Source organism: Bacillus clarus (genome assembly GCF_000746925.1).
GTDB classification, from domain to species: Bacteria; Bacillota; Bacilli; order Bacillales; family Bacillaceae_G; genus Bacillus_A; species Bacillus_A clarus.
Window position 1 is genome coordinate 2,797,321 of sequence record NZ_JMQC01000008.1, and the last position, 14,481, is coordinate 2,811,801.

Below are 14,481 nucleotides of genomic sequence, written 5' to 3' on the forward strand. Positions count from 1 at the left end.
TATGAAATATAAATGGTTATATATAGGTCTCATTTTTTCACTTATGATGGCACTTGTTCCGGTTTCAGCATTTGCTTATACAAATACACCACATAACTGGGGAATCCCGCGACCTAAAAATGAGACGGCGCCAGATGCAGGAAAATTATATACAGAATTACTACAAAAAAATGGTGGTTTTTACTTAGGTGATACAGAGAAAAAAGATATTTATTTAACATTTGATAATGGATATGAAAATGGATATACAGGGAAAATTTTAGATGTACTGAAAGAGAAAAAAGTACCAGCAACCTTTTTTGTGACAGGGCATTATATAAAAACGCAAAAAGATTTATTATTAAGGATGAAAAATGAAGGGCATATTATTGGAAATCATTCTTGGAGTCATCCAGATTTTACAGCGGTAAATGATGCGAAACTTCGTGAAGAATTAACGAGTGTAACGGAAGAAATTAAAAAGGTAACTGGACAAAAAGAAGTGAAATATGTACGTCCCCCGCGAGGGGTATTTAGCGAAAGAACGCTAGCCCTTACGAAAGAAATGGGATATTATAACGTATTTTGGTCACTTGCATTTCTTGATTGGAAAGTGGATCAACAAAGAGGATGGCAATATGCGCATAATAATGTAATGACGATGATTCATCCAGGATCTATTTTATTACTTCATGCGATATCAAAAGATAATGCAGAAGCACTTGCGAAAATCATTGATGATTTGCGCGAGAAAGGGTATCATTTTAAAAGTCTAGATGACTTAGTAAAAAGCGATCAACCGTAAGCATGTATGCTTACGGTTTTCTCATGCTATAATGATGTGTAAAAAGGATGGGGAAACGTATGTGGAGCGAACATGTTACGTTAGAGTATCCGTATCATTTTGAAGAGGTGTTAAAGCGTTTATCTTTTGATCCTCTAAACGCTATTCAATTAGATGAGAAAATTATTTATGTCCCGCTTTTTATAGACGAGGAACAGATTGTTGTTCGCTTGCAAGGGATTGGTACTGTTCAAAATCCACAGTTTTGGATTTCTAGTCAGACAGGAGAGCCAGAGAAGGTAATGAAACGAATGAGGGCCATTTTCCATTGGAATGATCCGTTTCAAGATATACAAAATCATTTTTTGAACACATCATTACGTCCACTATTTGAAATGTATGCTTATACTCCAATTATTTTAGAATTCGACTATTTTGCGTGCTTACTTCGCTGCATCATTCATCAACAAATAAATTTGAAATTTGCTACTGTGTTAACAGAACAATTTGTAAAACGATATGGAACAGAGAAGAACGGTGTATTCTTTTTTCCCACTCCGGAAATAGTAGCAAATATTTCAATAGAAGAATTGAGAGAGCAGAAGTTTAGCCAGCGGAAGGCTGAATATATAGTAGGATTAGCAAAAAGTATTGTTGACGGAACATTAGATTTAGCGAGTATAGAAACTGAGGCGGAAGAAAAGGTTTCGGCACAATTGTTACCAATTAGGGGAATTGGTGCATGGACAGTGCAAAACTTTTTAATGTTTGGACTTGGAAGGAAAAATATGTTTCCGAAAGCAGACATCGGCATTCAGCGTGCAGTGCAAGGTGTATTTCAATTAGATGATAGACCTGATGATGAATTTTTAGAAAAATTGAAACAAGAGTGTGAACCATACTGCAGTTATGCAGCGTTATATTTATGGAAAAGTATAGAGTAGAGGTGTAATAATGATACAAAAGCAACAAGAGAGTAAGTTGGAAGTTGGTCAAACGTTTCCTGTGACGATTAAACGTCTTGGGATTAACGGAGAAGGCGTTGGTTATTTTAAGAGACAAGTTGTTTTCATTCCAGGGGCATTACCAGGAGAAGAGGTTGTTGCTGAAACAACGAAAATTCAGCGTGGCTTCGCTGAAGCGAAAGTGAAAAAAGTTCGTAAAGCTTCACCACATCGTGTGAAAGCACCGTGTCCAGTATATGAGGAGTGCGGTGGCTGTCAGCTGCAACATTTAGATTATAAAGAACAATTAAATCAAAAACGTGATATCGTTGTACAAGCATTTGAGAAGTACATGAATAACAGTTTGGAAGAGAAAATTCGTCCGACGCTTGGCATGGAAAATCCATGGCATTATCGTAATAAGAGTCAATTACAAGTAGGACGTAAAGACGAAAAGGTTATTACAGGGCTGTATAAGCAAAACTCACATCAGTTAATTGATATTGCTCATTGTATGATTCAACATAAAGCAACGAATGAAGCGACAAAAGTTGTAAGACGTATTTTAGAAAAATTAAATGTTTCTATTTACAATGAGAAAAAACAAAAAGGTTTAGTACGCACAATTGTAACACGTACTGCCGTTCAAACAGGAGAAGTACAAGTTACACTTATTACGACAAAAGAAGAATTACCGAATAAAGAGCAATTTATCGCTGAAGTACAAAAACAGATGCCGAGTGTTAAATCAATTATGCAAAACGTAAATTGGCGTAAAACATCTGTTATTTTCGGTGATAAAACATTTAAATTAGCTGGAAAAGAAGTAATTCAAGAAACACTTGGTGACTTATCATTTGAATTATCAGCACGCGCATTCTTCCAACTAAATCCAGAGCAAACGGTTGTTTTATATGATGAAGCGAAAAAAGCAGCTGCTTTAACAGGAAATGAGAAAATTGTAGACGCTTATTGTGGTGTCGGTACGATTGGTTTATGGCTTGCGAATGATGCAGCGGAAGTACGTGGTATGGATGTAATTCCAGAAGCAATCGCGGATGCAAGAAAAAATGCGAAGCGCCACGGATTTACCAATACGAAATATGAAGCAGGTAAAGCTGAACAATGGTTACCGAAATGGGTAAAAGAAGGATGGCGTCCAGATGTAATTGTTGTCGATCCGCCACGTACAGGTTGCGATGATAAATTACTGGAGACAATTTTGAAAGTACAGCCGAAGCGAGTTGTTTACGTATCTTGTAATCCTTCATCGTTAGCACGTGATGTGAAAACGCTAATGAAGAGTTATGAAGTGGAATATGTACAACCTGTTGATATGTTCCCGCATACAGCTCATGTAGAAAATGTAGTGAAGCTTGTTAGAAAGTAACAGGCAATAAGGATATGTCCCTCACAAAGCAGGAGCTATGTGAGGGTATATTTTATTTAGCGAATGGAAGTAAGGAGAATACAATGAATAATTATAAATTGACGATTCAATATGACGGTGCACGCTATAAAGGTTGGCAACGCCTTGGTAATAATGACAATACGATTCAAGGGAAAATTGAAAGTGTAATATCTGAAATGGTCGGGAAAGAAACTGAAATGATCGGTTGTAGTAGAACAGATGCTGGTGTACATGCTTTGAATCAAGTAGCTAACTTTAAGAGTGATGAGAAGTTAGTGGAACATAAAGTGAAAAAGTATTTAAATCAATATTTACCAAATGATATTAGTATTACGAGTGTAGAAGAAGTTTCAGATCGCTTCCATGCTCGTTACAACTCTAAGGCGAAAACGTATCTTTATAAGATTTGGAATGAAGAGCATACGAACCCATTTATGCGTAAACACAGCATGCACGTGAATAAAAAATTAAATGTAGAAAGCATGAGAAAAGCTGCGAAATATTTAATTGGTTCACATGATTTTACTGCTTTTTCGAATGCGAAATCAAAGAAAAAGTCTATGGTTCGTGAAGTATATACACTTGATGTGATGGAAGAGGCAGGATTTGTACAAATTAGAGTAAGTGGTAACGGCTTCCTTCATAACATGGTGCGAAAAATTGTTGGGGCATTAATTGAAGTTGGATTAGGACAATTAGATGCTGAAGCAATTCCGCAAATTTTAGAGGCGAAACAGCGCAATCAAATTAATTGTCTTGCTGATGCGAGTGGATTGTATTTGGAGAATGTTGAATTTTAATAATTAGTAAAAAATCGAGCTGATTAGGCTCGATTTTTTAGTACTTTGGAATTAAGAAGATTTCTCTTTCTTCATACGTAACTTCAAATTCCAAAAAGCAGCAAGCATAATAGCTGCAAAGGAGCCACTAATTGTTCCGAATAGCTTTGCATAAGGAAAGCTGCTCATATCAGCATTAAGGAATAACATCATACATAGAATGGCAGGGAAAAAGTATAAGTATTGGAATAACTTTAACTTGCTATCATTACTCATATATATCGCCTCTTTCTAGCATGTTATATGTTTATTGTAACATATTTTACCAAATTTTCATTTGCACTTGGAGAGAGATTCATCTCATATGTGTAAATGCAGTTTTTTAATTCGATATTGTAAATTTTGTCTACTCAATCCTAAAAATTTTGCGGCTTGTGAGATATTACCATTATTTTCTTTGAGAATTTGATTGATATAGTCCTTTTCCATTTCTTCTATTGTGTTCTTTAAGGTTTTAGGTATATCAGTGTTGTGATTATTTAGTGAAGGTTGCATATTAAATCCTTTTTTTATTAGTTCGCGAAAGCGAGTTGGCATATGGAACGCTGTAATGACGTTTTCATCTCCTATTAAGTTCATTGAGCCTTCAATTATGTGTTCTAATTCTCTTACATTACCAGGCCAATCGTATTTATAAAAGAAGTCTCTCACGTTAGCATCCACACCTGTTACATTGAGGCCAAATTGGATATTATACTTTTCAATAAAGTGCTGAACAAGAATTAGGATATCTTCTTTTCGCTCTCTTAAAGGTGGAAGAAATAAGGTGACGACACTTAATCGGTAATACAAGTCTTTCCTTAATCGATTGTGTGTTATAGCATCAAGCGGATCTTCATTAATGGTTGCTATAATTCGAACATCGATTTCTTTTTCTTGTGTGCCTCCGATTCTTCGTATTGTTTTTTCTTGTATAGCTCGCAGTAACTTAGCTTGAAGTGCTGGGCTTAATGAGTTGATTTCATCTAATAACAAAGTTCCTCCGTTTGCCTCTTCAAATAAACCTGGTTTATCTATTGCACCTGTAAAAGCACCTCGGTTCGTACCAAATAATAAGCTTTCCATTAAAGTTTCTGGTATAGCAGCACAGTTCTGTGAAATAAAAGGTTTTGTTGAACGGTGGCTTTCATTATGGATACTTTGTGCAAAGAGCTCTTTTCCAGTCCCTGTTTCACCTTCGATAAGTATGGATGAGGCTGTACGTATTACCTTTTTTGCATCTGTAATAGTGGACTGAATTGCTTTAGAATCACCGATTATGTGATCAAAGGTAAACTTAGTATTTTGTTTTCGCGAAAGATTCGTTCTTATTGTTTGTTTTAAATGAGTAATATCTTTTGAAATTTCAATAGCGCCTTTAATTTTTCCATTTTCTATTATGGGGAAGGTATCGTTAATTGTCGTAATCTCTTGTCCCTTATTATTAAAATAAGTTTGTTTTATATTTTTGTTTGTTTTTCCAAGTTTTAATGCCTCTATAAGAGTACTATTTTGGTTTTCTTCAAATGCAAATACTTCTAAAGGGTTTTTGTGTAGTACATCTGCACGATCCATTGATTCAATTTCCATCATTTTACGGTTATAGATTATCGTTTTACTTTCCTCATTAATAATATGAATTCCAATATCGAGTTCATTGAGTAAAGTTTCATATAGCATATTCATCTCAATTACCTTTTTAAAATTGATTTCTTCTGTATGCATGTATTATCTTCCCCTCGTTACACCCTATGAAGACTGACTTTTTATAATTTTATTAAAATTATTATAAAATCGCAAAATTTTTTTGCTATTTTATGCTTAAAACTTTTCAAATGATAGAAGAATTTTGCGGTCAAGGGGATTTTTTTCGTGCAAAATCTTAATTTTACATAGAAGTTGAGGTTGGTATATAACTTGCATTAATAATAGTTGAAATCTCTACATTTAAAGATTAGGGGTGAGTTACAAGTTTAATAGGATATATAACGTTTTAAAAGTATGTAATAAAAAGGAGGAGTGTATAAAGTGAAGGCAGTTATAGAAAGTGTGTATAGTCCTTGTTATGGGAAAGTAGAGAAATTATTTGTTACTAAAAGTTCCTATGTTTATGAGTGGGAGAGATTAGCGGTAATTGAAACAATGGATAAACGGAAAGTAGAAATTAAAGTGGGAATCAGCGGTTATATCGAATCGCTAGAAGTGGAAGAAGGACAAGCCATCGCTGATAAAAAGTTATTAATAACTGTAAGGGATGACCTGTTAATAACAGGTAGCGATTAATATAATGTGTTTGGATTTTTTGCTCTTTTAAATAATTATTTTCATTATAAGGATTTTTAATAAAAATGTGAGCTATTATCATTTTTACCTTCTTTTTTTAGTTTTATTTTAAAGCGTTTACATTCAAGGGGTTTGCAGAGTGAAAAGGGGGATTTATATGATGGATCAAAACCAGGGATTAAAAAGAGAATTGAAAAGCCGGCATATATTTATGATTGCACTTGGAGGGGTTATTGGTACTGGGCTTTTCTTAGGATCTGGTTATACAATTCATGAAGCTGGGCCTGGAGGAGCAATTGTAGCGTATCTTGTCGGTGGGTTTGTTATGTATTTAACGATGCTCTGTCTAGGAGAGTTAGCGGTTGCCATGCCTGATGCAGGGTCTTATCAAACGTATGCTACAAAGCATATTTCCCCGGCAGTAGGTTATGTAGTAGGATGGATGTCGTGGTTAAACTGGTCCGCTACGATAGGTATTGAACTCATCGCAGTTAGTATTTTAATGAAACGTTGGTTTCCTGATGTGCCATCATGGATCTGGTGCGTATTGTTTGCGGTGTTGCTATTTGCTATTAATGCATTATCTTCGAGAAGTTTTGCGGAGGTTGAGTTTTGGTTTGCAAGTATTAAAGTAATTACCATTATTGCATTTATTATTTTAGGCGGTGCAGCCATGTTTGGTTTCCTAGACATGAAAGGAAATGAACCGGCACCAATGTTTTCTAGTTTTACTGATTATGGCGGATTGTTTCCAAATGGATTATCAGCTATTTTAATTACGATGATTGCGGTCAATTTTTCTTTCCAAGGAACAGAACTAGTTGGTATTGCGGCTGGAGAGAGTGAAAACCCAGAGAAAACAATACCAAAAGCAATTAATAATACAGTTTGGCGTATACTTGTTTTCTTTGTACTTTCTATTTTTATTCTTGCGGGATTATTTCCTTGGCAGCAAGCTGGAGTAATAGAAAGTCCATTCGTAGTTGTATTTGATAAAATTGGTATCCCTTATGCGGCGGATATTATAAATTTCGTTATTATTACGGCCGTATTATCAGTTGCGAATTCAGGATTATATGCAACGTCTCGTATGCTATGGTCGATGTCTAATCAAGGAATGATTAGTCCGATTTTTGGTAAGTTATCTAAAAACGGTGTTCCTATTTATGCGTTGATTGTAAGTACGATTGTAGGTTGTCTCTCATTACTATCAGGTATTTATGCCGAGGATACAGTTTATTTATGGCTCCTTTCTATTGCTGGATTCGGCGCAATATTAGTGTGGGCGTCTATCGCTTTATCTAACCTATTGGCTAGAAGAACATATGTAAAGCAAGGTGGAGATATTAAGGACTTGAAATTTAAAACACCATTGTACCCATTTGTTCCACTTCTTGCTTTAATGTTAAATTTAATGGTAATCGTTGGTATGGCTTTTATTCCAGAACAAAGAATGGCATTATATTGTGGTATTCCATTTACGATTGTTTGCTTACTGTTTTACCGTGCTACAAGAAATAAGAGAAGTAAAATAGAACATATTGAAAAGACGAATGCAACAGAATTAGAAAGTTTATAATTAAAAGTGATTTTATAATAATAAGGAATTTAGAGACTGTAAAATTGTAAACAGTCTCTTTTTTTGTGACAATAAAGCTGAAAACATACTACGTATGCAAAGGGGAATTAGCAATGAATCAAGAAGTTTCACAGCTGTTAGAATAGATTGATTTACGAAAAGATGAACTACTAGAACTTACAAAAACTTTAATTCGCTTTGAAACACCAGCACCACCAGCAAGAAATACAAATGAGGCACAGCAGTTTGTTGCAGAGTTCTTGGAAGAACGCGATTTCAGTATTGATAAATGGGATGTATACCCGAATGATCCGAATGTCGTCGGAATAAAAAAGGGGATAGCAAGTGAGTCGCATAAAAGTCTCATTATTAATGGACATATAGATGTTGCAGAAGTATCAACAGACGAGCCGTGGGAAACGAGTCCGTTTGATCCGTTTCTAAAAGACGGCTGGCTAGTTGGACGGGGTGCAGCTGATATGAAAGCAGGATTAGCAGGAGCTTTATTTGCTATTCAGCTTTTAGAAGAAGCAGGGATTGAATTACTTGGGGATTTAATTTTTCAATCGGTAATTGGAGAGGAAGTAGGAGAAGCAGGAACACTTCAATGCTGTAAACGTGGCTATGATGCGGATTTTGCTGTAGTAGTGGATACAAGTAATTTACATATGCAAGGACAGGGAGGGGTAATTACAGGCTGGATTACTGTGAAGAGCCCCCAAACATTTCATGATGCAACACGCAGACAAATGATTCATGCTGGTGGTCGTCTGTTTGGGGCAAGCGCAATAGAGAAGATGATGAAAATTGTCCAAAGTTTACAGGAACTAGAACGTCATTGGGCGGTAATGAAAACTTATGAAGGGTATCCACCAGGAGTAACAACAATTAACCCCGCTGTTATTGAAGGTGGTCGTCATGCAGCATTTATTGCAGATGAGTGCCGCTTATGGATTACAGTGCATTTTTATCCGAATGAAACGCATGAACAAATAGCGAAAGAAATTGAAGAGTATATTGGAAAAGTTGCAGAAGCAGATCCGTGGCTACATGAAAATCCACCACAATTTGAGTGGGGCGGAGAATCGATGATTGTTGACCGAGGTGAAATATTTCCTTCTTTAGAAGTGGATAGTAACCATCCAGCTATACGAAAGCTCGGATCTGTACATGAATCTATACTACATAAAAGCGCAACTTTAGATATGTCCGCAACAGTAACCGATGGCGGATGGTTTAGTGAGTTTAATATTCCCGCTGTCATTTATGGCCCAGGTACGTTAGAAGAAGCGCACTCTGTGAACGAGAAAGTTGAAGTGAAACAGTTAATTGAATTTACGAAAGTAATTACTGCTTTCATATATGAATGGTGTCATACGAAAAAATAAGAATAATTTAAGATGTGAATAATAAAAAAAAGATATAGTTTGTAATATAAAAATACCTGTCGTGGAATCGTGCAAGTAGGAATACTTGTACGATTTTTTTGTATGGAACTATTTCGAAAATAAAGTAAATACAAGCTCTGAAATAGTTCCATACTCGCCTTTGTACTCTCTATGTTTTTCTTCTTATTTCCACTAGTTTTTCTTTTGCTAATTCAACGGCAATGGCGTCGTCTAAATAACCAATTGGGAATATATAATCCGGGATAATATCAGTTGATAGAATGAAATACAATAAGGCGCTTCCAATAATAGCACGTTCTTCTAGCGGAGTCGCTTCTTTGCAAAATTGTTGATACATATTTGTTAATTGTTCAATAAAAGGTCCTGTGCTGTCGATTTGCTCTAATTTGCTTGCAAAGCTTTCATGAATACGTTTTTCACCCTCTGCTGTTTGAGCATATCGTTCATAATTTTCGAGTTCTTGTTTAACGCGAGTTGTTGTGTAATCGAAGTCAAATAAGTTAGAGGATTGTAAAGTTTGCTGAATGGTATCAAGCGATGTATACATATCAGTTTTTTCTTTATTTATGTGTGGAGAATCAGGATACATCTCGTCATATAACAATTGTGGTGGAACTTGCAGACATTCTGCGAATTTTTGTATATGTTTTTGCTTTGCTTGTTGCTTGCCATTTATAATGCGTGAAATTGTTGCGGGGTCCATATTTGTAAGCGTACCTAGTTGACGCATAGATAAAGCACGTTCTTTTAATAGCTTTTTTATTAATGAACCAAGCCGATCATTTTGGTTTTCGGTGGACATAGTTTAGGCACTCCCTCTCATTTTTAATTGTTGAAAAAGTGTTGAGTATTTATTACAAGTATATGAAACGGACAGGCACAGTTGCTCAACGTTTTCATAATATACATGGAAAAGTGAGAAAAAGGGGTGACCGTTTATGAGTACGGCAGGTTTATTTTCAATTTTTTTGATAGGAATGGCTTCTAATTTAGATAATGCAGGTGTGGGAATTGCTTATGGTATCCGCAAAATTCAAATTTCTTGGTTTAATAATTTCATCATTGCTTTTTTCGGATTTCTATTTACTTTATTAGCAGGTTTTTTGGGGAATTGGATTTCTTTGTTTATTTCAGAGTTTACGGCGAACCTTATTGGAGCAATTGTACTTAGTGTAATTGGAGTATTCATTTTATGTCAGCCATTTCTTAATAAACAAGAGGAGGAACAAGGGAAAGATGATAGCGTGTTTATGGGAATCTTACGTAATCCAGAAAAGGCTGATTTTGATGGTTCTAAAACAATTAGTTTTTCTGAAGCACTTGTATTAGGTGTTGCATTGTCGATTAATAATATAGCCGGTGGGTTTGATGCAGGAGTAACGAATTTAAATCTTTGGTGGACAGCAATTATTTCTGGTGTAGTTAGTTTCATCTGTATTAGTGGCTTTTCATATGTTGGAAAAAGATTTTTAGCAGAGTATTTAGGGAAATGGGCAACAATTATTGCAGGTGTATTATTAATTCTTATTGGGATTGATCAATTGATGTGATGGATTATGAAAAAATAGCATTCGAGTATTTCCTTGGAAATACAACAAAGGATTGCATATATCGACGTGCTTTTCTTCATACTAATATTGATTTCTTTTAAAGAAAGGGGGATCCGTATGGGACGCGGGAAAGCATTTGATCATAAGAAAAAAGGTCATGATCATCAACCACCTAAAGGTGCTCATATTCATAAAGATGTAAATGAGCATACGTTAGAAGAGGAAGAATTACCTGTTAACATTGAAACGTATAAAAATAGTTTAAAAAAACATTAAAGCACCTACATAGGTGCTTTTTTAGCGTATATCTTCAATTAGTTGATCTGATTCTTCATCCATACTGTACTCACTTAAAACTTGAATACATCGCCATTTAAGTTCTTCAATACTTTGCTCAAGTTCTTCAGGAAGCACATGGTGAATGTCTTCGAGTCCCATTCCAAAATGAATGAGCTCTAGTACTTGATCATCGATATTCCGATCCATTAATAATTCTAGAACCTCTAAATTAAATATGTATCGATGGGCTTCGTCTAGTGAAACAACTTTTAGCTTTAAGCTTTCTACAATGCTTAGTATAAAAAGAAGGATTGTTTTTTCAAGGACTGGCTGTTTTGTCATTTGGAATATAAGCTTCATTTTTAACACCTCCACCATATAGCGCTAGGTTGTACTATATTATTCAGGAGGGGGGAGCAAATATGCATAATAAAAAAAGTTATCCTGTCAAAATAGAGCAGGACAACTTTTTATTTAAAAAATACTCCATCCTTCTTGAGCGGAAAGAAGTTCAAGAATTTTAAAACCAGCAATACTGTTTCCGTTTGCATCTAAAGCTGGTCCGAAGATACCAATTCCCATTTCTCCTTTTACGCAACCGAAAATGCCACCAGCTACACCACTTTTAGCGGGGATTCCAACACGGATTGCGAATTCACCAGACTCGTTATACATACCGCATGTAACCATAAATGTTTTACAAATCTTTGTGATATGTTTAGGGATAATTTGTTTTTTCTTATATGGATCATATCCATCCATTGCAAAAATTAAACCAATGCGAGCTAAATCAATACAGTTTACTTCAATTGCACATTGACGGGTATATAAATCCATTAGTTCTTCAATATTGCTATCGATAATGCCATTTTGCTTCATATAGTAACAAAGTGAACGATTTAAGTAAGCTGTTTCTAGTTCAGAGACAGCAACCTTAGAAGAATAATTAATAGTAGGATTGTCTGTTATATCACGAACAAATTGAAGGATACGTTCCATTTTTTCATCATTATTATCGCCTGTTAACATGCTTGTAATAGCTAATGCACCTGCATTAATCATCGGATTAAGAGGTTTGGAAGGACTTGTTGTTTCCAGCTTAATAATAGAGTTGAATGGATCCCCTGTTGGCTCCATTCCAACTTTAGAGAATACATATCCTTCACCACGATCTAAAAGGGCAAGTGCAAGTGTAATTACTTTGGAAATACTTTGAAGAGTAAATAGTGTTTGCGAGTTACCAGCATGAATATATTCGGTTTCTTTATGGAAAATAGCAATTCCTAGATCATCTGGATTTGCATTTCCTAGTTCGGGGATATAAGTAGCAAGCTTTCCTTTTTTTGTATATGGTTTTACTTGTTCCAACAACCGTTGTAAGTTGTTTGTTTCAATGCACTGCATAGTACCAACGCTCCTATTTCTAATTGACTATGTTTACTGTTCCCGATATGCTCGGAAATAAATAATAACATGAAAAAGTGGAATGATAAAATGAAAGTTATGTGTGCTATAGTAAGTTTTTGGGCTGTATATCGTGTAATAAAAAAGGATAATTTTCCTTTTATATAACAGTTTGGAAATAGAAAACTTATCCATAAAAAGTTCGAAAATAAAAACTACACATCTATACAACTATATGTTATTATGGTTATGTAATAGAAAGCGTTTTCTAAAGCGTACTTATAATGATAACGATTTCATAAATTTGATAGGGGGGAATTAAAATGTTGCAGTTTCTACAACGTATTGGTAAAGCGTTAATGCTTCCAATCGCAGTGCTACCAGCAGCTGGATTATTGCTTCGTTTAGGACAACCAGACGTATTTGATATTCCTGTTATGGCACAGGCCGGTGCAGCTGTTTTTGATAATTTAGCACTTATTTTCGCAATTGGTATCGCAATCGGTCTTTCTGTTGATGGTAGTGGTGCCGCAGGTCTTGCAGGTGCAATTGGTTATCTTGTTATGAAAAATAGTATTGATGCACTTAGTAAAGGATATTCTACTGTAGAATTACAAGATAAATTAGGAAAAGTTCAAGATTTAATAGGTAATAGTGCAAACGTAGATCCATCTAAGCTTGCAGATACAATGACACAAGTGTCTAAGGCCGCCGAATTATCGACCAAAGTAGATATGAAAGTTTTAGGTGGTATTATTGTCGGTGTTATAGCGGGTTTACTTTATAATAAATTCCATAAAATTAAACTTCCAGAATGGTTAGGATTCTTTGCCGGAAAACGTTTTGTTCCAATCGTTACATCTGTTGTGATGCTAATATTAGGAATTCTATTTGCACAAATTTGGCCAACAATTCAAAATGGCATTGATGCATTAGCTCATGGAATTGTTAATTTAGGTGCTGTAGGTTCAGGTCTATTCGGTTTGTTAAACCGTCTATTAATTCCAATTGGTTTACACCACGTAATGAACACATACTTCTGGTTCGTATTTGGTGACTTTACAAATGCAGCAGGTAATGTTGTAAACGGTGATATCGCTCGCTTCCTTGCAGGGGATAAAACAGCAGGTATGTTTATGACTGGTTTCTTCCCAGTTATGATGTTTGGTTTACCAGCAGCATGTTTCGCAATGATTGCAGCTGCTAAACCAGAAAAGCGTAAAATGGTTACAGGAATGTTGGGAGGACTAGCATTAACTTCATTCTTAACTGGTATTACAGAACCTATTGAATTCTCATTCATGTTCTTATCACCAGTATTATATGGTATTCATGCAGTATTAACAGGTATTTCTTTATTCGTAACAACATCACTTGGCATTCACGATGGTTTCACATTTAGTGCCGGTGCAATTGATTACTTCTTAAACTTTGGTATTGCAACAAAACCAGTATTGTTAGCAGGAATCGGTTTAATTTATGCAGCAATTTACTTCGTCGTGTTCTACTTCTTAATTAAGAAATTTAATTTGAAAACTCCAGGTCGTGAAGATGACGATGAGTTAGTAGAAGATGGGGACGCACCAGTTGCGGGTTCAATTGGTGCAACTTATGTATTAGCATTAGGCGGAAAAGAAAATTTAACAGTTATTGATAACTGTGCAACTCGTCTACGCTTACAAGTAAAAGATGCAGGTTTAGTAAATGAGCCAGCATTAAAACGTGCTGGAGCAAAAGGTGTTATGAAATTAAGTAACACAAGTGTACAAGTTATCGTAGGTACAAATGTTGAATCTGTTGCCGAAGATATGAAAAAACACGTATAAATAATTAGATAAGAGGATATCCAGAAAGACTGATAACACTAGTCTTTTAGAGGGTATCCTCTTTTTTATGTAGAAATTTTAATGTGAATCTTACTTTTATAAATTTTCTTTTTCTTTTTTATACATATTGGTTGGTAATACGTTCGGTGCGTGATAAAGTAAGGATGGTATAGAATGGAACTTCCGTAAATAAGGGAGTTGCAGTGACGCAAATA

Annotated in this window: 15 protein-coding genes; 10 read left to right on the forward strand and 5 right to left on the reverse strand. The window is 35.2% G+C overall.

Translation table 11 applies throughout. The features are described from left to right. Position 1 precedes the first annotated feature (1 nt). The 4 genes from pdaA to truA all read left to right on the forward strand — a co-directional run bounded on the left by pdaA (position 2) and on the right by truA (position 3,918). A complete protein-coding gene (gene pdaA / locus DJ93_RS15235) occupies positions 2-784 on the forward strand; it encodes a delta-lactam-biosynthetic de-N-acetylase (RefSeq protein WP_042981703.1) in 783 nt (260 codons plus the stop codon). Between the two features lie 59 nt (positions 785-843). Continuing rightward, a complete protein-coding gene (locus tag DJ93_RS15240; RefSeq protein WP_042981704.1) occupies positions 844-1,707 on the forward strand; it encodes a DNA-3-methyladenine glycosylase family protein in 864 nt (287 codons plus the stop codon). 10 nt (positions 1,708-1,717) lie between these two features. Then, on the forward strand, positions 1,718-3,097 hold the full coding sequence (rlmD, locus tag DJ93_RS15245; protein WP_042981705.1) for a 23S rRNA (uracil(1939)-C(5))-methyltransferase RlmD: 1,380 nt from the start codon (positions 1,718-1,720) through the stop codon (positions 3,095-3,097). A gap of 83 nt (positions 3,098-3,180) precedes the next feature. After that, the gene (truA, locus tag DJ93_RS15250) at positions 3,181-3,918 is read left to right on the forward strand and encodes a tRNA pseudouridine(38-40) synthase TruA (protein ID WP_042981706.1); all 738 of its coding nucleotides are present in this window, start codon (positions 3,181-3,183) and stop codon (positions 3,916-3,918) included. A 51-nt stretch (positions 3,919-3,969) separates the two neighbouring features. Here truA and DJ93_RS15255 read toward each other — a convergent pair whose 3' ends face one another. Further along, positions 3,970-4,173, reverse strand: a complete 204-nt coding sequence (locus DJ93_RS15255) for a hypothetical protein (protein ID WP_042981708.1) — start codon at positions 4,171-4,173, stop codon at positions 3,970-3,972. 84 nt (positions 4,174-4,257) lie between these two features. Then, on the reverse strand, positions 4,258-5,661 hold the full coding sequence (locus DJ93_RS15260; protein WP_042981709.1) for a sigma-54 interaction domain-containing protein: 1,404 nt from the start codon (positions 5,659-5,661) through the stop codon (positions 4,258-4,260). Positions 5,662-5,964: 303 nt separating this feature from the next. Here DJ93_RS15260 and DJ93_RS15265 point away from each other — a divergent pair, with 303 nt between their 5' ends. The 3 genes from DJ93_RS15265 to DJ93_RS15275 all read left to right on the forward strand — a co-directional run bounded on the left by DJ93_RS15265 (position 5,965) and on the right by DJ93_RS15275 (position 9,186). Beyond that, the gene (locus DJ93_RS15265; protein WP_042981711.1) at positions 5,965-6,219 is read left to right on the forward strand and encodes a biotin/lipoyl-containing protein; all 255 of its coding nucleotides are present in this window, start codon (positions 5,965-5,967) and stop codon (positions 6,217-6,219) included. Positions 6,220-6,376: 157 nt separating this feature from the next. After that, a complete protein-coding gene (locus DJ93_RS15270; protein WP_042981712.1) occupies positions 6,377-7,798 on the forward strand; it encodes an amino acid permease in 1,422 nt (473 codons plus the stop codon). 146 nt (positions 7,799-7,944) lie between these two features. Further along, a complete protein-coding gene (locus tag DJ93_RS15275) occupies positions 7,945-9,186 on the forward strand; it encodes an acetylornithine deacetylase (RefSeq protein ID WP_080743486.1) in 1,242 nt (413 codons plus the stop codon). A gap of 169 nt (positions 9,187-9,355) precedes the next feature. On the opposite strand, the gene DJ93_RS15280 is transcribed toward DJ93_RS15275, so the two are convergent. Continuing rightward, positions 9,356-10,009, reverse strand: coding sequence for a DUF1232 domain-containing protein (locus tag DJ93_RS15280; protein WP_042981713.1), 654 nt, complete (start codon positions 10,007-10,009; stop codon positions 9,356-9,358). A 136-nt stretch (positions 10,010-10,145) separates the two neighbouring features. Here DJ93_RS15280 and ytaF point away from each other — a divergent pair, with 136 nt between their 5' ends. Further along, positions 10,146-10,757 carry a sporulation membrane protein YtaF gene (ytaF, locus tag DJ93_RS15285; RefSeq protein ID WP_042981714.1) on the forward strand — a complete coding sequence of 204 codons (612 nt, stop codon included), beginning with the start codon at positions 10,146-10,148 and terminating at the stop codon, positions 10,755-10,757. Positions 10,758-10,874: 117 nt separating this feature from the next. After that, complete coding sequence (locus DJ93_RS33210; protein ID WP_080743487.1) at positions 10,875-11,033, forward strand: hypothetical protein; 159 nt, start codon at positions 10,875-10,877, stop codon at positions 11,031-11,033. Between the two features lie 21 nt (positions 11,034-11,054). On the opposite strand, the gene DJ93_RS15290 is transcribed toward DJ93_RS33210, so the two are convergent. Both DJ93_RS15290 and glsA read right to left on the reverse strand, forming a co-directional pair. After that, positions 11,055-11,396 carry a DUF3969 family protein gene (locus tag DJ93_RS15290; protein WP_042981716.1) on the reverse strand — a complete coding sequence of 114 codons (342 nt, stop codon included), beginning with the start codon at positions 11,394-11,396 and terminating at the stop codon, positions 11,055-11,057. Between the two features lie 114 nt (positions 11,397-11,510). After that, complete coding sequence (gene glsA, locus DJ93_RS15295) at positions 11,511-12,440, reverse strand: glutaminase A (RefSeq protein ID WP_042981717.1); 930 nt, start codon at positions 12,438-12,440, stop codon at positions 11,511-11,513. A 323-nt stretch (positions 12,441-12,763) separates the two neighbouring features. On the opposite strand from glsA, the gene nagE reads away from it, so the two are divergent. After that, positions 12,764-14,266 (forward strand): N-acetylglucosamine-specific PTS transporter subunit IIBC, encoded by a 1,503-nt coding sequence (gene nagE, locus DJ93_RS15300; RefSeq protein ID WP_042981718.1) that lies wholly within the window; start codon positions 12,764-12,766, stop codon positions 14,264-14,266. Positions 14,267-14,481 lie beyond the last annotated feature (215 nt).